Source organism: Vineibacter terrae (assembly GCF_008039615.1).
Taxonomy (GTDB): Bacteria; Pseudomonadota; Alphaproteobacteria; order Reyranellales; family Reyranellaceae; genus Vineibacter; species Vineibacter terrae.
Genome location: NZ_VDUZ01000064.1, coordinates 21377 through 41777, shown reverse-complemented (window position 1 = coordinate 41777; position 20401 = coordinate 21377). Strand labels below are relative to the sequence as shown.

At 68.2% G+C, this 20401-nt stretch carries 19 protein-coding genes; 9 read left to right on the top strand and 10 right to left on the bottom strand.

Features of this window, described 5'->3' with window-relative positions; translation table 11 throughout:
- Positions 1-16: 16 nt before the first annotated feature.
- The 5 genes from FHP25_RS35880 to FHP25_RS35860 all read right to left on the bottom strand — a co-directional run bounded on the left by FHP25_RS35880 (position 17) and on the right by FHP25_RS35860 (position 3480).
- Positions 17-1135 carry a Fic family protein gene (locus FHP25_RS35880; protein WP_218578849.1) on the bottom strand — a complete coding sequence of 373 codons (1119 nt, stop codon included), beginning with the start codon at positions 1133-1135 and terminating at the stop codon, positions 17-19.
- 217 nt (positions 1136-1352) lie between these two features.
- Positions 1353-1586 carry a hypothetical protein gene (locus FHP25_RS35875; RefSeq protein ID WP_147851808.1) on the bottom strand — a complete coding sequence of 78 codons (234 nt, stop codon included), beginning with the start codon at positions 1584-1586 and terminating at the stop codon, positions 1353-1355.
- Positions 1587-1734: 148 nt separating this feature from the next.
- Positions 1735-2106: a peptide ABC transporter substrate-binding protein gene (locus FHP25_RS35870; protein WP_147851807.1), complete on the bottom strand. Its 372-nt coding sequence runs from the start codon at positions 2104-2106 to the stop codon at positions 1735-1737.
- 143 nt (positions 2107-2249) lie between these two features.
- Positions 2250-2552, bottom strand: coding sequence for a DUF3427 domain-containing protein (locus FHP25_RS42780; RefSeq protein ID WP_408068565.1), 303 nt, complete (start codon positions 2550-2552; stop codon positions 2250-2252).
- 7 nt (positions 2553-2559) lie between these two features.
- Positions 2560-3480 carry a DEAD/DEAH box helicase family protein gene (locus FHP25_RS35860; RefSeq protein WP_147851806.1) on the bottom strand — a complete coding sequence of 307 codons (921 nt, stop codon included), beginning with the start codon at positions 3478-3480 and terminating at the stop codon, positions 2560-2562.
- 600 nt (positions 3481-4080) lie between these two features.
- Here FHP25_RS35860 and truB point away from each other — a divergent pair.
- From truB to FHP25_RS35830, 6 genes are all read left to right on the top strand, one after another.
- The gene (truB, locus tag FHP25_RS35855; protein ID WP_147851805.1) at positions 4081-5118 is read left to right on the top strand and encodes a tRNA pseudouridine(55) synthase TruB; all 1038 of its coding nucleotides are present in this window, start codon (positions 4081-4083) and stop codon (positions 5116-5118) included.
- 14 nt (positions 5119-5132) lie between these two features.
- On the top strand, positions 5133-5402 hold the full coding sequence (gene rpsO / locus FHP25_RS35850; RefSeq protein ID WP_147851804.1) for a 30S ribosomal protein S15: 270 nt from the start codon (positions 5133-5135) through the stop codon (positions 5400-5402).
- A 209-nt stretch (positions 5403-5611) separates the two neighbouring features.
- Positions 5612-7771 (top strand): polyribonucleotide nucleotidyltransferase, encoded by a 2160-nt coding sequence (pnp, locus tag FHP25_RS35845; RefSeq protein ID WP_147851803.1) that lies wholly within the window; start codon positions 5612-5614, stop codon positions 7769-7771.
- 286 nt (positions 7772-8057) lie between these two features.
- Positions 8058-9050, top strand: coding sequence for a cysteine synthase A (gene cysK / locus FHP25_RS35840; RefSeq protein ID WP_147851802.1), 993 nt, complete (start codon positions 8058-8060; stop codon positions 9048-9050).
- Positions 9051-9246: 196 nt separating this feature from the next.
- Positions 9247-10080 (top strand): HesA/MoeB/ThiF family protein, encoded by an 834-nt coding sequence (locus FHP25_RS35835; protein WP_147851801.1) that lies wholly within the window; start codon positions 9247-9249, stop codon positions 10078-10080.
- Positions 10070-10507, top strand: coding sequence for a DsrE family protein (locus FHP25_RS35830; protein ID WP_231712599.1), 438 nt, complete (start codon positions 10070-10072; stop codon positions 10505-10507). Before FHP25_RS35835 ends, FHP25_RS35830 begins: the two co-directional genes overlap by 11 nt.
- A 4-nt stretch (positions 10508-10511) precedes the next feature.
- On the opposite strand, the gene mrdA is transcribed toward FHP25_RS35830, so the two are convergent.
- From mrdA to FHP25_RS35810, 4 genes are all read right to left on the bottom strand, one after another.
- On the bottom strand, positions 10512-12491 hold the full coding sequence (gene mrdA, locus FHP25_RS35825; RefSeq protein ID WP_147851799.1) for a penicillin-binding protein 2: 1980 nt from the start codon (positions 12489-12491) through the stop codon (positions 10512-10514).
- A complete protein-coding gene (locus FHP25_RS35820; RefSeq protein WP_147851798.1) occupies positions 12488-14038 on the bottom strand; it encodes a peptidoglycan DD-metalloendopeptidase family protein in 1551 nt (516 codons plus the stop codon). The genes mrdA and FHP25_RS35820 overlap by 4 nt, the downstream gene beginning before the upstream one ends.
- A 466-nt stretch (positions 14039-14504) precedes the next feature.
- Complete coding sequence (msrA, locus tag FHP25_RS35815; RefSeq protein WP_147851797.1) at positions 14505-15179, bottom strand: peptide-methionine (S)-S-oxide reductase MsrA; 675 nt, start codon at positions 15177-15179, stop codon at positions 14505-14507.
- A 51-nt stretch (positions 15180-15230) separates the two neighbouring features.
- On the bottom strand, positions 15231-16688 hold the full coding sequence (locus tag FHP25_RS35810; protein ID WP_147851796.1) for a 1-acyl-sn-glycerol-3-phosphate acyltransferase: 1458 nt from the start codon (positions 16686-16688) through the stop codon (positions 15231-15233).
- Positions 16689-16917: 229 nt separating this feature from the next.
- Between FHP25_RS35810 and FHP25_RS35805 the strand changes: the two genes are divergently transcribed.
- The 3 genes from FHP25_RS35805 to FHP25_RS35795 are packed head-to-tail and all read left to right on the top strand — an operon-like array spanning position 16918 to position 19330.
- Positions 16918-18051, top strand: a complete 1134-nt coding sequence (locus FHP25_RS35805; RefSeq protein ID WP_147851795.1) for a thiolase family protein — start codon at positions 16918-16920, stop codon at positions 18049-18051.
- Between the two features lie 7 nt (positions 18052-18058).
- Complete coding sequence (locus FHP25_RS42355) at positions 18059-18448, top strand: Zn-ribbon domain-containing OB-fold protein (protein WP_147851794.1); 390 nt, start codon at positions 18059-18061, stop codon at positions 18446-18448.
- 12 nt (positions 18449-18460) lie between these two features.
- Positions 18461-19330 carry a YihY/virulence factor BrkB family protein gene (locus tag FHP25_RS35795; RefSeq protein WP_147851793.1) on the top strand — a complete coding sequence of 290 codons (870 nt, stop codon included), beginning with the start codon at positions 18461-18463 and terminating at the stop codon, positions 19328-19330.
- Between the two features lie 3 nt (positions 19331-19333).
- Here FHP25_RS35795 and FHP25_RS35790 read toward each other — a convergent pair whose 3' ends face one another.
- Entirely contained in the window at positions 19334-20326 is a 993-nt protein-coding gene (locus FHP25_RS35790; protein WP_147851792.1) for a 2-hydroxyacid dehydrogenase, read from the bottom strand.
- Between the last annotated feature and the right edge of the window lie 75 nt (positions 20327-20401).

Here is a 20401-nt window from a genome sequence, read left to right as displayed (position 1 = left end):
CACACCATCGAGGCCTTCACGCCCGCTCGATGTCTGTCCCGATCCTCAGCCGGTCGACGTAAGCCTGGTAGGCGAAGCTGCGGTCGCGTCGTCGGCCCGTGATCTCGACGAGGACATCCGCGGCGACCAGCGACTCGATGGCTCGCGTCGCCGTGGGCTTGGTCGTTTTGATGAGCTTCACCGCGCCGGCCACCGTCACGATCGGGTGCTTCGGCAGCAGCTCGAACAACCGCGCCGCCGCGATCGACGTCGTGTCGCGGGCCAGCACGCGGGACCGGTCGGCGCTGACGACGGCGAACAGTTCGCGCGCCGACGCGACAGCCTCGCCGGCGATGGTGGCGACGCCATCGAGGAAGAAGTCGGTCCAGCCCTCCCAGTCGCCCTCGCTTCGGACCGCGTTCAGGCGTCGGTAGTACTCGGCGCGGTGGCGCTTGAAGAACAGGCTGAGGTAGAGCAGCGGCGCCCGCAGCAGCCCCCAGTGCTCCAGCAGCAGGGTGATGAGCAGGCGTCCGATCCGGCCGTTGCCGTCAAGGTAGGGGTGGATGGTCTCGAATTGCGCGTGGGCCAGCCCCGTGCGCACCAGCGGCGGCAGCCTGTCCACGGCATGCAGATACTTTTCGAGATCGCCGAGCAGCGCCGGCAGCAGATGTGCAGGCGGCGGGACATAGGTGGCGTTGCCCGGCCGGCTGCCGCCGATCCAGTTCTGGCTTCGCCGCACCTCGCCCGGCTGCTTGCTCGCGCCTCGCGCACCTTGCATCAGCTGCCGGTGCGCTTCATTGAGCAGGCGCATGGAGAGCGGCAGGCCGCGCGGTTTGGCCAGTTCGGCTCGGGCATGGTTCAACGCCTGGAGATGGTTGCAGACGGCCTCGACGTCCGCGGCCGGCGCGATCTCGCTCTCCGCCTCGAAGACCAGCAGATCGACCAGCGTGGCCTGCGTGCCCTCGATCTGCGACGAGATCACCGCTTCCTTGCGGACAAAGGCATAGAGGAACCAGTCGATGGAGGGAATCATCTCGCCGGCAAGGTCGAGCCGCGCCAACGCCTGCTCGGCCTCGCGCAGCCGCTCCGCGAGCTGGCCATAGATCGTCAGGGCGGGGGCTCGTGGTGGCAAAGGGCGGGGAACGAATGCGGACACCTCCTCGCTTCCCGCGAGGGTGCGCTCATGCCGGCCTGTGATGCGTGTCATGTTGCGCGATGTCACGTATGGTTCGGTGCCGGCTCGCAGCGGACAGGGCACGATTTCATTCCCAGTCGGCTCCGTTAGGAACGAAGTCTTTATCAATGCGCTTCGAAAGTAAAGGATTCGTTACTAAAGGGGGATTCCCCGCGGACGGCATGGAGCACTGACGTCGTCACACGCGGCGGCCGGCTGCCCGCCAAGCTTTGTATTCCTCGACGAGCTCCTTGAGGTGTTCGACGCCGGCCGGCGTGAAGGCAGTGACGGCAATATCGTCGTCGATATCGCGGACATGGAGGCGACCGTCTTCGGGCTGCATCTTCATGGCGAGCTCTTCCAACCAGTCTTCGTCCTCGCCGAACATCCTGGCCGCACGGGCGATGGTGAAGACGAAGCTCGGGGCTGCCATGCTCAGGCTCCTTCGGTGACGGCCTGCCGATGCGCCCAGTTCGAGGGCGGCAGTTGATCGGGCCGATGGCCGGGATGGCTGGGATGGGGCGGCCGTCAGCCAAGCTCGCGCCCCGCACAGGGCCGTCGGGTGTCGCCGGTGACCGGGGTCATTCTTTCTTCGACCGCTTGCTGCGGCCGCCGCGAGCTGCGCCCAGGATCTCGATTGCCGTCAACACGGAATCACGCACTTCCTCGCTGAAGCGGCCAAACTCATCGTCGGTCAGCACGCCGAGCTGCCGCATGGCCGTAAGGCGCCATACTGCCGTGGAGCGTCGCAGGTCGTCGAAAGCTCCGGCGAGCTCATCGTCGCGCTCGCGGATCATGTCCCAAAGCGCCAGATAGCGCTGGTGGTTCGTCTTGCCGGCGTCTGCGCAGAGCGCCTGAACCTCACCCAGGGTCCGCTGACAGAGCCGATCGAGCGCAATGGGCTTCAGCTCCCGCAGGAGCCTCCAATCCCGCTCCGGAAAGTCACGCGACATGGCCGTCCGCATCCGTCGTTGCTGTCGTGCCGCAGCGGGCGGCGCAAGTCCGGCCGCGCCCGCGCCATCGTCGGCATCCCGTCTGCGGCGTCAAGATGGGAGCGCCGTAAAGTGCTGGCAGCTACGCTTGACCTAGCAAACCGCTATCTGGCCGGAACACCAAAGACCCTGTGCAGGTGCTCGGGCAGTGGTTGTAGAACGCGCCATTCAACTTCGATCGGTTGGTTGCCTGTCCAGGTCACAAATTCCACCAGTCCGCAATATACAAAGGGCGCCGCTGCGCCGCTTGGGCGTTTCTTGGACGCCCGGACAAACAGATGAAGGCGATGGCCCGGTTGTGAGATGATGCGGCCATGCGAGGAAGCTCGCTTCGTACGATTCTGACTGTGCCACAGAAGCCGGGACGCATCCAAGAACCGATCACCATATTGGGCTTGAGGTGACATACCGTCTTTATTGAGAGTCACGAGCAGAAAGGTCTGCCCTGTAGTGCGGGTTCCGGCCAGCGACACTCTCCAAGCTGGTAACGAGCTGGTCGATATGAAGTGAGCCTGGAAACTCGTCCGCTCGCAGCATCGCTCGCAACAGCAGCATCTTGTATGACTTCGTCAGACTATGGCCGATTCGGTGGGACGCAACATCAGCACTGCCGTCGGTTCTGTCTGGTGTCGCCGTGAGACTCAGCATGAATTTCGGAGTGAAGTGCTCAATGAGATTTCGGTAGGTGCGCGCGGCAGCATGATGGAATTCGTCAACGATGATGTAGTCGAAAGCGTCAGGCGCGAAGTTCCTCAGATGTCCGATCGAACGGCGCTCGGCATAGCTATCGATCCAAGAATGACTAAGTTCGCGAACTCGGGCGTGGAAAAATAGTTCTTCAAAGCCTTTCAGTACGTCTCTCCAACCTGCAGTCATGGAAGGGTCAACAACCCGGTAGTTCCACTCGACACCGGTCCTAAGTGCGGTTGCTGACAGATTCGAGCTGCCGACGATCGCGATGCCTGGGCTGCTGTGAAAATGGAAAATCCACGACTTTGGGTGGAAGCTAATGGTACCCGACTCAAAAACGCGCAGATCGACGTCACCATCGAGGTCAAGCAAACGACGGAGAGCGAAAGGGTCGCCGACGCCGCTGTCGCGTACGTCGGCTCTGGCCTTTTGCATCGCGGCCAACACGAGTGTCGCGACCTCGATGGTGCGCGCACCGATTGGGTGGGCCGGATGCGGCCGGCGGCCCGTGGCCTGCTGCCGATGCCGGTCGTCCTCAGGCTGATCCGCCTTCGCCTGGACGCGACGCCCGGGTGGTTGTTCATTTTTTGTTCTTGTTTCCAGATCGGAACCCTGATACAAAAAGCGGGCAGGAGGAGAGTCCATCTCTCCTGGTCTTGAACCTGTTGGCTTGCGGATGCTTTCGGAAGCCGATCTCGTAGAACCCCACCGTGAGACAGATAGCCTTCCCAATTCCCGCAACCCGCCGGGTGAACTCACGGCTGCCCCGCCTGGGATCCGTGCTTCCCGGCGACAACGCAGGCCCTATCGTCGGCGCGAACCCGGCGGGCCCGTCCAGCCAGTGCCCAGCGGACTTTCGCAATTTCCGCAACCCGTGTCTCGCGCATGGGGTCGGGTCAGCCGGCGAACCTGCGGGCTTCCGCGATGCCGGTGCGTCCAACGGGGTTGCGCAATTTCCGCACGCCGTATCGCGAACCGGACTTCGCCGGTCTCATGGCCGGCCGGAAGGCGCCCCCGGGACTTGCGCAAATGATTTGCGCAAGTCCCCGCAGTCCCCGCAAGCCCTTGTCTTTGCTGCACAATCGAATTCGCGCAAATCTTCGCGCAACAACACTTCAGCACGCCATCTCGGCCGGCGCGGTCCTGACGGCCGGAGCTGCCCGTTGCAACTGCCCCGCCGTTCGCCGGAGGCCAACCCTTCAGGGCCGCTTCCGGAGCGTGGGCGCTTTCGATAGAAGCCGGCGCATGACGAAACGACGCGGACTCAAGGTCGACGGCTGGCTCAACCTCGACAAGCCGCTGGGGCTGAGCTCGGCCCAGGCGGTGGCGCGGGCGCGCCGGCTGTTCGGCGCCGCCAAGGTCGGCCATGGCGGCACGCTCGACCCGCTGGCCAGCGGCGTGCTGCCCATCGCCTTCGGCGAGGCGACCAAGACCGTGGCCTGGGTGATGGACGGCCCCAAGGCGTACCGTTTCACCCTGCGCTTCGGGATCGCCACCGCCACTGACGATGCCGAGGGCGAGATCGTCGCCACATCCGATGTCCGGCCGGACGATGCCGCCCTCGCCGCCATCCTGCCCGGCTTCCGCGGACGTATCGAGCAGCGGCCGCCGGCGTTCTCGGCCCTGAAGGTGGCCGGCCAGCGCGCCTATGCCCTGGCCAGGGCCGGCGCCGTCGTCGATCTGGCGCCGCGTCAGGTCGATATCCACGCGCTGGAGCTGCTTGAAAGGACCAGCGCCGACCTGGCTGTTTTGCAGGTGCGCTGCGGCAAGGGCACCTATATCCGCTCCCTGGCCCGCGATATCGCCCAGGTGCTGGGCACGGTGGGCCACGTGGCGGCCCTGCGACGGACCGCCTGCGGACCCTTTGCAGAGGGCGAGTCGGTTACCCTGGACGCACTGGCTGCGGCAGCAGGCCGCGATGCCAGCGGCGCCCAGGGCCATGATCTGGCAGGAAATTCGCTTTCCCCGGTGGGGGAATTGGGGCATACATCCGCGCTCTTCGGGTACCTGCGACCCGTCGTGACCGCGCTGGACGACATCCCGGCGCTGGCCCTGACGGATCGCGAAGCGCAACGGCTCTCCCAGGGGATGGCCGTGAAGCTGCCCGAGGCTGGCGTCCGCCCGGCGGCGCCGATCGGGACGATGTCGCCCGCCGAGGAATCGGCCGGACCCGGCACAGGCGCCGACAAGGGCGTCGTGCGGGCCATGGCAGGGGACAGGCTGGTGGCAATCGCCCGGATCGACGCGGGGCTGGTGCGCCCTGTGCGCGTCCTCAACCTCTGATCCGGGAGTTCCCGATGTCGATCACCGCCGAGCGCAAGACAGAGCTCGTCAAGCAATACGCCGTCAAGGACAACGATACCGGCTCGCCCGAAGTGCAGGTCGCCCTGCTGAGCGAGCGGATCAACAACCTGACGGAGCATTTCAAAAGCCACACGAAGGATCACCATTCGCGGCGCGGCCTGCTCAAGATGGTCAGCCAGCGCCGCCGACTCCTGGACTATCTGAAGTCCAGGGACCCCAAGCGGTACGAGGGCCTGATCGATCGGCTCGGTCTGCGCCGCTAGGGAAGAGGGCCCCGTCCACATGGCGGGGCCTTTTCGTGTCGACGAGGCCGATTCCCCGAGGAAGCGGTCGGCCTTGCCGGCATTGTCAGCGCAACCGGCGGGATGCGGGCGAGAGCGAATCATCCCGTCGGTCCCGGTTCTGCATGGGGCAGGGCCGGGCGGTCGGCGTCGCGGGGGCGTCCGGCCGGTAGGGAAAGGAAGAGAAGAACATGTTTGACGTATACAGGAAGGAACTCGATTGGGCCGGCCGCAAGCTGGTCCTCGAGACGGGCAAGATCGCCCGCCAGGCCGACGGCGCCGTGATGGCGCATCTGGGCGGCACCAGCGTGCTGGCTGCCGTCGTGGCCGCCAAGGAGGCGCGCCCGGGAATCGACTTTTTCCCGCTCACGGTCAACTACCAGGAGAAGGCGTTTGCTGCCGGCAAGATCCCCGGCGGCTTCTTCAAGCGCGAGGGACGTCCCAGCGAGAAGGAAGTCCTGGTCTCGCGCCTGATCGACCGCCCGATCCGGCCGCTGTTCCATGAGTCGTTCCGCAACGAGACCCTGGTCGTGGTCACCGTGCTGTCGCACGACATGGAGAACGACCCCGACATCGTGTCGCTGGTCGCCGCCTCGGCGGCGCTCACCATTTCAGGCATCCCGTTCCTGGGTCCGATCGGCGCCGCGCGCGTCGGCCGCATCGACGGCCAGTACGTGATCAACCCGACCCTGGTCCAGATGGAGCAGAGCGAGCTCGACCTCGTCGTCGCCGGCACCAAGGAAGGCGTGCTGATGGTCGAGTCCGAGGCCAAGGAGCTGCCCGAGGACGTGATGCTGGGCGCCGTCATGGCCGGCCACCGCTCGTTCCAGCCGGTGATCGACGCCATCATCCAGCTCGCCGAGCACTGCGCCAAGGAGCCGTGGCCGCTGGCCGAGCCGTCGGCCGACGCCAAGCGCGTCGCCGAGAAGCTGAACAGCGACCTGCGCTCCGGCCTCGCCGATGCCTATCGCGAGGTCAAGAAGCAGTCGCGGCAGGACAAGGTCGCGGCCGTGAAGACGCAGGCCAAGGCGCTGTTCGCGGGCGACGAGCCGGCGCTGGCGGCGCTGGGCGAGCAGTTCGGCAACCTCGAGGCCGACGTGGTGCGCAACGCCATCCTCGACACCGGCCATCGCATCGACGGGCGCGACACCAGGACGGTGCGGCCGATCGTGGCCGAGGTCGGCATCCTGCCGCGCGCCCACGGCTCGTCGCTGTTCACCCGCGGCGAGACCCAGGCCCTGGTGGTCGCCACGCTCGGCACCGGCCAGGACGAGCAGATCATCGATGCGCTCGAGGGCGAGTACCGCGAGCACTTCATGCTGCACTACAACTTCCCGCCCTACTCGGTGGGCGAGGTGCGGCGCATGGGCTCGCCCAGCCGCCGCGATATCGGCCACGGCAAGCTGGCATGGCGCGCCATCAAGCCGATGCTGCCGCCCAAGGAGAAGTTTCCCTACACGGTGCGCGTCGTGTCGGAGATCACCGAGAGCAACGGCAGCTCGTCGATGGCCACGGTGTGCGGCGCCTCGCTGTCGCTGATGGACGCCGGCGTGCCGCTGTCGCGGCCGGTGGCGGGCGTCGCCATGGGCCTGATCAAGGAAGGCGACCGCTTCGCGGTGCTGACCGACATCCTGGGCGACGAGGACCATCTCGGCGACATGGACTTCAAGGTCGCCGGCACCGACAACGGCGTCACCGCCTTGCAGATGGACATCAAGATCACCTCGATCACCGAGGAGATCATGAAGGTGGCGCTGGCCCAGGCCAGGGATGGCCGCCTGCACATCCTGGGCGAGATGGCCAAGGGCCTCGGCGGGGCGCGCGAGACGGTGAGCCAGAACGCGCCGCGCATCACCGTGATCAACATCCCCAAGGACAAGATCCGCGAAGTGATCGGCACCGGCGGCAAGGTGATCCGCGAGATCGTCGAGCAGACCGGCGCCAAGATCGACATCGAGGACGACGGCACGGTGAAGGTGGCGGCGGTCGACGCCAAGGCCGGCCAGGCCGCCATCGACTGGATCAAGGGCATCGTCGCCGAGCCCGAGGTCGGCACGGTCTACAACGGCAAGGTCGTGAAGATCGTCGAGTTCGGCGCCTTCGTGAACTTCCTGGGCACCCGCGACGGGCTGGTCCATATCAGCGAGATCGCGCCGCGCCGCATCGCCAAGGTCAGCGACGTGCTGAAGGAAGGCGACCAGGTGAAGGTCAAGGTGCTGGGCATCGACGATCGCGGCAAGGTCAAGCTGTCGATGAAGGTCATCGACCAGCAGACCGGCGCCGAGATTCCGCGTGAGCCGCGGCCGCCGCGCGAAGGCGCCGACCCCGCCAGCGCATCCCAGCCGGTGTGACGGTTGGGAGCAGAAGAGCGAGCGGCGGCCCACAGGCCGCCGTTTTCGTCTTCACCTCTCCCGCGTGCGGGAGAGGTCGACGGGCGCGCAGCGCCCGGCGGGTGAGGGCCCAAGGACACGGCGCCTCGTCCCTGGCCCCTCACCTTCCCATCGTGCTGGCGCACGATGGGCCCCTTCCTCTCCCGCTCGCGGGAGAGGAGATCAGGTCCGCGCCCTGCTTGAACCGCCGGCTGTTGTGTCTTACGTCATCGCCATGTGAAATGAGCCGAACGTGAGGGGAACCGTCATGGCCGCTGCTGCCCAGGACTCCGTGCCAGCCATCGCTTCCAAGCCGGAATTCCGCGGCCGGATCTACGACAGCATCGTCGACACCATCGGCGCCACGCCGCTGGTGCGGCTCAGCAAGCTCGCGGCCAAGCACAACGTGACCGGCGAGATCCTCGCCAAGCTGGAATTCTTCAACCCGCTGGCCTCGGTGAAGGACCGTATCGGCCTGGCGATGGTCGAGGCCGCCGAGAAGGCCGGGCGCATCACGCCGGGCAGATCGACCCTGATCGAGCCGACCTCGGGCAACACCGGCATCGGGCTCGCCTTCGTCGCGGCGGCCAAGGGCTATCGGCTGATCCTCACGATGCCGGAGTCGATGTCGATCGAGCGCCGCAAGATGCTGCGCTTCCTCGGCGCCGAGCTGGAGCTGACGCCGCGCGAGAAGGGCATGCGCGGCGCGATCGCGCGCGCCGAGGAGCTGCTGGCCACGATTCCCGACAGCTTCATACCGCAGCAGTTCAGCAACACGGCCAATCCCGAGATCCACCGCCGCACGACGGCCGAGGAGATCTGGCAGGACACCGGCGGCAAGCTCGACATCTTCATCTCCGGCGTCGGCACCGGCGGCACCATCACCGGCGTCGGCGAGGTGCTGAAGCCGCGCCTGCCGGACCTGAAGGTCTATGCCGTTGAGCCGGAGGACAGCGCCGTGCTGTCGGGCGGCAACCCCGGCCCGCATCCCATCCAGGGCATCGGGGCCGGCTTCGTGCCCGATATCCTCAACCGCGGCGTGATCGACGGCATCCTGCGCGTCGCCAACAGCTCCGCCTTTGCCATCTCGCGCGAGGTGGCGGCGCTGGAAGGCCTGCCGGTCGGCATCTCCTCGGGCGCCGCGCTCGCCGCGGCGCTCGAGCTGGGGCAGAAGCCGGAGAATGCCGGCAAGCGCATCGTGGTGATCATCCCGTCGTTCGCCGAGCGCTACCTCTCGACCTCCCTGTTCGACGGGTATTGATACTTCCCTCTCCGCCCACGAAGTGGGGGGAGAGGGAGGGGCCCACACGAAGCGTGGGAGGGTGAGGTGGGTGTTGAAGACGAACCGGATGTCTCCCGTGAGGTTGCGCTCGGGCCCGACGCCCACCTCACCCTCCCATGCCTTCGGCATGGGCCCCTCCCTCTCCCCCACTGCGTGGGCGGAGAGGGCTGATAAGATGAATCTCGATTTCACCGAGGCCGAGCTGCATCGCTATGCGCGGCACATCATCCTGCCCGAGATCGGCGGCATCGGGCAGGCGAGGCTGCGCGCGGCGCGGGTGCTGGTGGTGGGCGCCGGCGGCCTGGGCACACCGCTGCTGCAATATCTCGCCGCTGCCGGCATCGGCACCATCGGCATCGTCGACCACGACACCGTGTCGCTCTCCAACCTGCAGCGCCAGGTGATCCACCGCACATCCGATGTCGGCGCCGCCAAGGTCGCCAGCGCCCGGCGGGCGCTGGCCGAGATCAACCCCGAGGCCAATGTGGCCGCGCACGCGCTGCGCCTGTCGCCCGACAACGCCCTGGAGCTGATCGCCGGCTACGACGTGATCGCCGACGGCTCCGACAACTTCGCCACCCGCTACCTGCTGACCGATGCCTGCTTCCTGGCGGGCAAGACCCTGGTCGCTGCCGCCATCCTGCGCTTCGAGGGCCAGCTCTCGACCTACAAGCCACATCTGGGGCCGCCGCATCCCTGCTATCGCTGCATCTTTGCCGAGCCGCCGCCGCCCGAGGCGGTGCCGAGCTGCGCCGCTGCCGGCGTGCTGGGCTCGATGGCCGGCACCATCGGCGCCTGGCAGGCGACGGAGGTCGTGAAGGAGATCCTGGGCATCGGCGAGTCGTTGTCCGGCAAGCTGCTGCTGTACGACGCACTCGATGCGCGCGTCGAGCGCCTGGCCGTGGCGCGCCGCGACGATTGCCCGCTATGCGGATCGAGCCCCGCCATCACGTCGCTCGCCTCGCCGCTGGCCCAGGCCAGCTATGCGGAGGCTTACTGTGGCGACTGACGCATCTTTGTCGATCATCGCCCTGTCGGGCGATTTCGAGCGCGTGCACTACGCGCTCGCCATGGCCAGCGCCGCCCGCGCCGTCGGCCGCGACGTCACCCTGTTCTTCACCCAGGGCGCGCTTCATGCGCTGCGGCACGATCGCCATGGCCGGCCGGGCTGGGCGGCGCTGCCGGCAGACCTGACCTCGGATGGCCAGACCGGCGCGGCGCGTGACGACGACTTCAAGGCTCGCGGCGTCGGCGATTTCGAGACGCTGCTGGCGGCATGTGTCGAGCTGGGCGTGCGGTTCATCGTCTGCGAGATGGGCCTGCGTGCCCAGGGCATCGATCCCGCCAGCCTGCGCGGCGACCTCGTTTACGAGGTCGCCGGCATTGTCACGCTGCTCGAGGCCACGCCGCCCGGCGCGCAGGTCGTGACGCTGTAGCGCCTCAGTTGCTGCCGCTGCCCTCCGGCGGTGGCGTCGGTTCCGGCGTTGCCGAACTGGCTTCGGCGGCGTTGCTGCCGTCGAGCAGGGGGTTGTCGAAACGCTCGGGGTGTCGGGAGGGGTCGATCTGCTGCACCTCGTGCAGGATGTCGCGGGCGATCGGCGCGGCCGTGACCGAGCCGCCGATGCCATGCTCGACCACGACCGAGCATGCGTAGCGCGGCTTGTCGGTGGGCGCGTAGCCGACGAACAATGCGTGGTGGCGCAGATGCCAGGGCAGCTCTTCCTGCGACATGCGCCGGCTGCGCTCGCTCTCGGTGATGCGCTTGACCTGGGCCGTGCCGGTCTTGCCCGCCATGGCCATGTGCGCTTCGGTGATGCGCGCGCCGTGGGCCGTGCCGTTGCGGCTGTTGACCACCATCTCCATGCCGATCCGCACGGCGCGCAGGTGCTCCGGGCGGAAGCCGAGGCTCTTCGCATCCGGTTTCATCTGTACCGGCGGCGCCTGCAGCTTCGCGCCCGGGCCGGCGCTGGCGGCGATCAGCCGTGGCCGCACGGCATGGCCGCCGTTGCAGATACGTGCCGTCATCAGGGCGAGCTGCAGCGGCGTGGCCAGCATCGCGCCCTGGCCGATGCCGAGGTTGTAGGTGTCGCCGACCCCCCAGGGCGCGGTCCCGCGCCCCTGCTTCCAGGCCCGGGTCGGCTGCAGCCCGCCGGCCTCTTCGGGCAGGCCCGCATGCGTGGATGCGCCGAGCCCGAGCCGGGTCGCGACCTCGGCGATGCGATCGACAGTGGCGCGCCTGGCGGCCTCGTAGAAGAAGCAATCGCAGGATTGCTGCAGCGCCTCCGCCACATCGAGCCAGCCATGGCCGCCCGGATGTATCCAGCAGTACTTCTTCTGGCCTTTGCCCGGCAGCTCGATATAGCCGCCGCAGAACAGGCGCTCGGACAGTCCCAGCGTGCCGCTCTCCAATGCGGCCAGGGCGGTGACCATCTTGTATGTCGACGCCGGTGGGTATTGCCCTTGCGCGGCCTTGTTGATCAGCGGCTTCTTCGGATCGTTCAGCAGCGCCTGCCATTCGGCCTGCGTGATGGTGCGTGCGAAGGCGTTGTTGTCGAAGCCCGGCATCGATGCCATGGCGAGGATGTCGCCGGTGACGACGTCGATGACCACGGCCGAAGCGCTCTGGCCTTCCAGCCGGCTGTTGACGTATTGCTGCAAGGCGAGGTCGATCGTCAGCAGCAGGTTGGCGCCGGGCTCGCTTTCGACCCGGTCCAGCTCGCGCACCACGCGCCCGAGGGCGTTGACCTCGACCTGCACGGCGCCGGGCTTGCCGCGCAGCGTTTCCTCGGCATCCTTCTCGATGCCTCTCTTGCCGATGCGCGTGCCCGGCAGCTCCAGCAGCGGATCGTCGCTGTTGTCCAGGTCCTCCGGCGAGACGCGGCCGACATAGCCGATGACATGGCTCATCGCCTCGGGGTGCGGGTAGTCCCTGATGCGGCCGAGCTCGATCGACACGCCGGGCAGGTCCGGCGTGTTGAACTCGATGCGGGCCACTTCCTCCCATGTCAGGTTCTCGCGCACCGCGACGGGCACGATGGCGCGGTTGCGCCGCAGCTGCGCCAGGATGCGGTCGTGCTCGGGGCCGCTGATTTCGATCACGCGGTCGAGCCGCCGCAGCACCATTTCTGCCTGCCGCATCGCATCGGAAATGCGGCCCGTGTCGGAGCCGATCAGCAGGCGGTAGGTATTGCGGTTCGTCGCCAGGGGTTCGCCGGTGCGGTCGAAGATCAGCCCGCGTGTCGGCGCCAGCGGCCGCGTGCTGATGCGGTTCTCCTCGGCCAGGACCTTGTATTCCTCGCCGTCCACCGCATGCAGCCAGTAGAGCCGCGCGCCCAGGATGCCCAGCAGGCCGGTCTTGAACGCGCCCAGCATCAGGGCGCGGCGTACGAACAGCCCGTACCGGTCGGTGTCCCGTTTCACGGCGTGCTCGCCTGCAGCACCGTGGCATCGGCGCGGGCGCGGTTGATCCTCGCCACGGCGGCCTTGAACCGCGTCAGGTCGGCGCCGGCAAGGCTGGCCCGCACCGACGTCTGGGCGACGGTCAGGGGGTTCACCGGTATGCCGTTGCGGTGCAGCTCGAAATGCAGGTGCGGCCCCGTCGACATGCCGGTGCTGCCGACGAAGCCGATCACCTGGCCTTGGCGCACCTTGTGGCCGGGGCGCAGGCCGCGCGCGACACGCGACATGTGGGCGTAGCCGGTGGCGAGCCCACGGCTGTGGCGCAGCTTCACCCAGTTGCCGTAGCCGCCGTTGCGGCCGGCCTGCACCACCTGGCCAGCGCCGGCGGCCAGGATCGGCGTGCCGGGTGGCGCCGCGAAATCGATGCCCTTGTGCATCCTGCTGAAGCCGAGCACGGGATGGCGGCGCATGCCGAAACGCGAGGAGATGCGGCTGAGGCTCAAGGGCGTGCGCAAGAGCGCCTTCACCACGCTCTGGCCATTGCCGTAGTAGAACCCGTCCGCGCCGCGCTGCGGCTTGAAGCGGTAGATGGCGTAGGTCTGCCGGCCGCCGCCGGTCGTCAGCTCGGCCCAGAGCACGCGTCCGGAATCGACCAGCTTGCCGTCCGTGGTCCAGGACTGCTCGATCAGCACGGCGAAGCGGTCGCCGGCCTTCATGTCGTGCTGGAAATTCACATCCCATGAGAAGGCGCGCACCATCTCGGCCAGCGCCGGCCGCGGCACGCCGGCGTCGTCGGCGCTGGCGATCAGGGAGCCATCGACGACGCCCGATGCGCGCACCAGCTTGGCGATGACGTCGAAGATTTTTTCCGCCGCGCTGAACGTGCCGTTATCGTCGCGCTGCAGCGTGATCTCCCGGCGCGCATCAGGCCGTATCGTGAGGGTCTGCAGGATCGGCTTGGCGTCGGCGTCCTCCGGCGTGCGGACTTCCAGGGTCAGCGCTTGGCCGATCTGCAGGCGCTTCAGCGTGAGGCGTCTCGACAGCGCCTGCACCGCGTTGCCGATCTCCGCCGGCGCAAAATCGAGGTCCTGCAGCACGCTGCTGATGGTGTCACCCTTCTCGAGGCGCACGATCGTGACATAGGAGTCCGCCTCCGGCGGCGCATCGGCGCTGCCCGGCGTTGATGGTGATGCGCCTTCGGGGGTGGCGGAGGCGGTCGGCGCATCCGGTGCGGCCGGTGCCTGGCCGTCAGCGGTGGGCTGTCCGGGGGCGGCGCCGGGTTGAGGCGCCGCGGCGGCCGGCTGCGGCGGAGGCTGCGTCGCAGCCTCCGCCGTCTCGGGCACGGCCGCGATGGGCGGCGGTTCAGGGTCGTCCGCGACCTCTGGCGCGGTCAGATCGGCCGTTGCGATATCTGTGGCGGTTGGTTCCGGCGCGACAGGATCCTGCCGCAGGGCCAGCCAGCCGATGACCGCCAGCAGCACCAGGCCGCCAAGCCCGGCGCCGCGCTTCATCCAGCGGCGCATCGGTCGCTCACGGCGCCGGATCATCACCAGGGTCGGTGCCAGCAAGACGGCGCGCGTCGCGCTGGCTGCTTGCACATATGATGCATTCGAGGAACGTTCCGGGAAAATCGGCCGATCGGGCATTCCGAATCTCGGAGTGACGGAGGAGAGGGGTGGCGCTCCTCTTTCTCGACCTCGCGGAACCGGCCGAGCCATCGACCAGTCAGTGCCCGGCAAGCGGGCGGCGAAGGGTGAGCAGTCGCCATGAGCCGGCGATGGGAAGGCCGTTGCGGATGGCCTGTGTCCCATTGTCGGGCCGTCGCATTTTTGCGAAGCCCGTCAGACTTCGCAACCATTCCTGACGATTGATTTTCGCTCCGGCCGTCAAAGGCCGCGGCCGCGGGACCGTTCACTGTCCCGAGCGCAGCGCGGGATCTCCCGCGAATGTCGCATGATGCGTCTTTCGCAGGAGATTCCTCGCTGCGTGCGGGATGCCAATTGTATCAGCTAGCCGCACCTCCGGCGCCAGCGGCTACTCCGCTGCTGGAACTTGCACGCCGACTCCGATCGGGCACGACACGCCGGTGCCGCCCAGGCCGCAATAGCCGTTGGGCTCCTTGGCCAGGTATTGCTGGTGATAGTCCTCGGCGTAGTAGAACGCCGGCGCGTCGAGGATTTCGGTGGTGATGTCGTCGAAGCCCTGGCTCCGCAGCGCTGCCTGGTACATGCGCCGCGACGCTTCCGCCGCCGCCTTCTGGGCCGGTGAGAAGGTGTAGATGCCGGAACGGTACTGCGTGCCGATGTCGTTGCCCTGGCGCATGCCCTGCGTCGGGTCGTGGCTCTCCCAGAACACCTTGAGCAGCGCCTCGTAGGACGTCTTGCCCGGGTCGAACCATACCTTCACCACCTCGTTATGGCCGGTGAGGCCGGAACAGACCTCCTCGTAGGTGGCATGCGGCGTGTAGCCGCCGGCATAGCCCACGGCGGTGCTGTAGATGCCGGGCGCCTGCCAGAACTTGCGCTCGGCCCCCCAGAAGCACCCGAGGCCGAACATCGCCTCCTCCAGGCCGGCCGGGAACGGCGGCTGGATGCGGTTGCCGTTCACGAAATGCGACTCAGGCACCTCGAACGTCGGACTCTTGCGGCCGGGCAGCGCGCGCTCCGGCTCCGGCATCTTCACCTTCTTGGAGAACAGCGACGTCAACATGGCGATCTCCCGGATCCTGTAGCCTCAAAGTGTGCCCGACCGGGCGCTGCGTCAATGGCCGGGAGTGTGGGCCTCCGGCGCAACCGGGCCCCGCGGCAGATGGGCGATGGCGTTGGCATAGTAAAGCAGCAGCGGCGTCTCGGCCGTGGCCGGGCTGTAGAGGCCCTCATCGCTGGCCGTGACCAGGCGGCGCAGGCGCAGCATGCGCAGTCCGACATGGATGGCGTAGTCGCGGTCGTCGCGCGGCACGTAGATGCGCGCGCCGCCGGCCCGCAGGGCGTCGGCCAGCGCCTGGCAGCGCGCCTTGAGCTCGAGCTCGTCCAGCGGCTGCCCGGCCTGCAGCAGCACGGTCGAGACCAGCGATACCGGCAGCACCGGCACCACCTGGCCGATCGCATCCATCAGGTCGCGGGCCAGCAGTGCGACGGCCTCGAAGCGCCGTTCCCGGGTCAGCGGCCGCAGATCACCGCCGAACTGCGCCGCGTGCTGCGCCAGCCAGGCGCGGGCCGAGACCGGCCGGCCGAAATTCACGCAGGCGTAGCCGAAGCGGTACCAGCTGCCGCCCAGCATCTGGCGCAGGTTGCGGCCGGCGAAGCGCAGGGTGGTGCGGATCGCATAGCCGCCGCTGCGGCGTTCGGCGGCAGGGTCGGCGGCGCGCAGCTGGGTGCGGTCCTCCAGCACGCGGTCATAGTTGATGCCCACCGGCACGAACACGATGTCGCGTGGGCCGCTGGGGTCGAACGATTTCAAGGCATAGTCGAGCAGGCCCAGCCGCGGCGGGCGCAATTTGCCGTCGCGCGTCAATCCGCCCTCGGGATACATCGCCTGAGCCACCCCGGCTTCGGTCGCCATGTGGACATAGCGTTCCAGCACCCGGCGATAGAGCGGGTCGTTGGAGTCGCGGCGCACGAAATAGGCGCCCATGGCCTTGATCAGCGTCTGCAAGGGCCAGACGCGGGCCCACTCGCCGACGGCATAGGACAGCGCCGTGCGGTCGGCGGCGAGGAAGGCGACCAGCACGTAGTCCATGTTGCTGCGGTGGTTCATGACGAAGACCACCGTGGCATCCTGGCCGACCGCGGCCAGCGCCGCGTCGTCGGCGATGCCCAGGCGCACCCGGTAGAGGGCGCGGGCGAAAGCGCGTGCCAGCAGGTAGCCGATGCGGAAATAGAAGTAGGCGTTGAACGCCGGCACGATCTCGTTGGCGTAGCGGCGCACGTCGCTCATCACGACGTCGCGCGGCACCTTGGCGGCAAGGGCATGCTCGTTGGCCGCGGCGACGACCTGTGGGTCGTAGATCAGCCGGTCGATCAGCACCTGCCGCTTGGTGAGCTGGAACGGGCGGATCTCGACCTGGAGGCGCCGGTTGACCTGGTCGATCAGACGATTGACGCGCCGCCGCAGCACCCAGCGCGCAGAGGGGATCAGCAGGCGGTCGAGCAGCGACCACAGCGCGAACGCAGCGATCGGCAGGAACAGCCAAAGCGGTACCGCGACCGGCTCGAGCATGCCGCAGTGTAGCGACTTATAACCTCTCCCGCGAGCGGGAGAGGTCGCCGGGCGCGTAAGCGCCCGGCGGGTGAGGGCCCAAGGACAAGATGCCTCGTCCCTAACCCCTCGCCTTCCCATCGCTGACGCGATGGGTCCCTTCCCCTCCCGCACGGCGGGAGAGGAGATGAGGGCAGCACTGGAGTGGCGCGCCATCGGCGGGCTATGGTCGCCGGCAGGAGGAGTTGCGATGGCTTTCATTTCCGGCGTCGGCAACACGCGCTACGGCAAGATCGACGGCAGCACCACCATGAGCCTGGCGGCCGCGGCGGCCCAGGCCGCCATGGCGGACGCCGGCCTGAAGCCGCAGGACATCGACGGCCTGCTCACCGGCTACGCCACGACCATGCCGCACATCATGCTGGCGACGGTGATCGCCGAGCGGCTGGGCGTGCAGCCGGCCTACGCGCATGCCCTGCAGGCCGGCGGCGCCACCGGCGTGGCCATGGCCATGCTGGCCAAGATCCTGGTCGACGGCGGCCGCTGCCGCGCGGTGCTGATCGTCGCCGCCGAGAACCGTGCCAGCGGCCAGAGCCGCGACCAGGCGATCCAGACCCTGGCCCAGGCCGGCCATCCCGACTACGAGGTACCCTATGGCGCCACCATCCCGGCCTATTATGGCCTGCTGGCGGCGCGCTACATGCACCAGTTCGGCGTCACCGACGAGGATCTCGCCGAGCTGGCGGTGGTGATGCGCCGTCACGCCGGCCGGCATCCCGATGCCCATCTGCGCACGCCGATCACGGCCGCAGAGGTGATGGCGTCCAAGCCGATCGCGCTGCCGCTGCGCTTGCTCGACTGCTGCCCGGTGTCGGATGGCGGCATCGCCGCGATCATCACGCGCGAGCCCACGGCGGCGGCGCGCGTGCGCATCCGCGGTGCCGGCCAGGCCCATCTGCACCAGCACATCTCCTGCGCCCGCGACTGGGCCGCCATGGGCGCCAAGGCCTCCGCCGACCGCGCCTTCGCCGATGCCGGCATGCGGACCGCCGACATCGATTATCTCGCGGTCTACGACTCCTTCACCATCACGCTCGCCATGCTGCTGGAGGAGATCGGCTTCGTGCGCCGCGCCGGCGCCGGCGAGGCGGCACGGGCCGGGCGGTTCGACGTCGACGGCGACCTGCCGCTGAACACGCATGGCGGCCTTTTGTCGTTCGGTCATTGCGGGGTCGGCGGTGGCTTGGCGCATCTGGTCGAGACCCAGCGCCAGCTCGCCGGCCGCGCCGACGGGCGCCAGGTGAAGGACGCGACGGTCGGCTTCGTGCACGGCGACGGCGGCGTGATGTCATCGCACGTGTCGATGGTGCTGGAGCGGGTGTGAGGTAGGCATGACAGAAGCAACGAACGTGTCCGCCGATCCGATCGCGCGCGACTGGTGGGCCGGGATCGCCGAGGGCCGGATCGGCTACGAGGCCTGCACCGACTGCGGCGCGGCACAGTTCTATCCCCGCGGCCACTGCACGGCCTGCGGCTCGGCGAAGGTCGCGATGCGCACGGCGGCCGGCACCGGCACGATCTTCTCGATTACCGTCGTGCACCGCCCGCCGTCGGCGGCGCTGCAGCCCTTCGCACCCTATGCCATCGCGCTGGTCGACCTCGACGAGGGGGTGCGCATGATGGCCCACGCCGATCCGTCGCTGGCGATCGGGGCGCGGGTGCGGGCCACGGTCGCGCCTTTCGGCGACCGCGCCGTGCCGCGCTTCGTCGCTGCGGCCTGACACGGGCGGCGCATGCTGCAGACGCTGAAGACGATCGTCGTTGCGACCTGGAACGGCTTTTTCGATAACCGCCTGACATCGATGGCGGCCGCGATCGCGTTCTACGCCCTGTTCTCGGTCGGCCCGATCTTGCTGGTGGCCATCACCATCGCCGATCCGATCCTGGGCCACATGGCGGCGGAAGAGGCGATCATGTCGGGCCTGTCCGAGGCGCTGGGCGTCGAGAACCTGGAGGTGATCCGTCGTGCCGTGCAGGAAGGCCTGTTCCGCGGCGGCTCGACCTGGACGACCATCGTCAGCGTCGGGGTGATCCTCTATTCCGGCACGGCGATCTTCGTCGAGCTGGATTCGGCGTTCGACGTGATCTGGGGGCCGGGAGTCGGCTGGCGGCGCCATCCGGTGCTGGCGGAGATCCGCTCGCGGCTGCTGGCGCTGGGGCTGATGGCGGTGATCGGCGTGCTGTTCATCCTGGTGTTCACGGCCACCGCCACCATCGCCGCCTATGACGGGGTGTTGCGCCGCCTGCCGTGGCTGGGCCAGTATCTCGGCTCGGCCTTATCGGAGGGCTGGTCGCTGGGCGTCACGGCCGGCTTCTTCGCGCTGATCTACAAGTTCCTGCCCGACGTGCCGATCCCCTGGCGCTTCGCGCTGATCAGCGGCGCGGTGGTGGCGGTGCTGTTCCTGATCGGCAACAGCGCCATCGCCTGGTATTTCGCGCACAGCGTGCTGGCCAGCGCCTTCGGCGCCGCCGGCGCGCTCGCCGCCGTCATGGTCTGGGTCTACTACTCGGCGATCATCGTGCTGGTCGCCGGCCAGGTCGGCCGCGCTACCCGCGATGCGCTCGAGGTCCGCGGCGCCGAGGGCACCGAAGGCGAGGGCTGAAGCCTACAGCATCGCTGCGAAGACGCGGTCGGGCGGCTTGTGGCCGTCCGCGAAGGTCTTGATGTTGATCAGCACCTTCTCGCCCATCTCGATGCGGCCCTCGAGTGTGGCCGAGCCCATATGCGGCAGCAGCACCACGTTGTCGAGCTCCAGCAGCTTGGGGCTGATCGCCGGCTCGTGCTCGAACACGTCCAGCCCGGCGCCGGCCAGCTCCTTGCCGCGCAGCATGCGGATCAGCGCGTTCTCGTCGATCACCTCGCCGCGTGCCGTGTTGACCACGATCGAGGTCGACCGCAGCAGCTTCAGGCGCCGCGCCGAGAGCAGGTGGTAGGTGCCCGGCGTGTGCGGGCAGTTCACCGACACGATGTCCATCCGCGCCAGCATCTGGTCGAGGCTTTCCCAGTAGGTGGCCTCCAGCGCCCGCTCGATGTCGGGATGGACCCGGCGGCGGTTGTGGTAATGGACGGTCATGCCGAAGCCGCGGGCGCGCCGTGCCAGCGCCTGGCCGATGCGGCCCATGCCCACGATCCCCAGCCGCTTGCCCCAGATCCGGCCGCCCAGCATGGCTGTCGGCGCCCAGCCGGTCCACTTGCCGGCCCGCACCAGGCGCTCGCCCTCGCCGAGCCGCCGTGCCACGGCCAGGATCAGGGCCATGGTCATGTCGGCGGTGTCCTCGGTCAGGACGCCCGGGGTGTTGGTGACGGTGATGCCGCGCTGGCGGGCGCTGTCGAGGTCGATATGGTCGACACCGGTGCCGAAGCTGGCGATCAGCCGCAGCTTCGGCGCCGCCTGCGCCAAGACCTTGGAATCGATCCGGTCGGTCACGGTCGGCACCAGCACGTCGGCCTGCTTGACCGCCTCGACCAGCTGGGCCTGCGACAGGGGCTTGTCGTCGGCGTTGAGCCGGGTGTCGAACAGCTCCATCATGCGCGTTTCGATGGCGTCGGGCAGCTTGCGGGTGACGATCACCAGCGGCTTCTTCTGCGCAAACGGCATATTGGCTCCGGCGGGCCCGTGGGTGTCTTGAGGAGCCGCGTCGGCGTGCGGCGCCCGGGTCGATGTCAGCTCGGC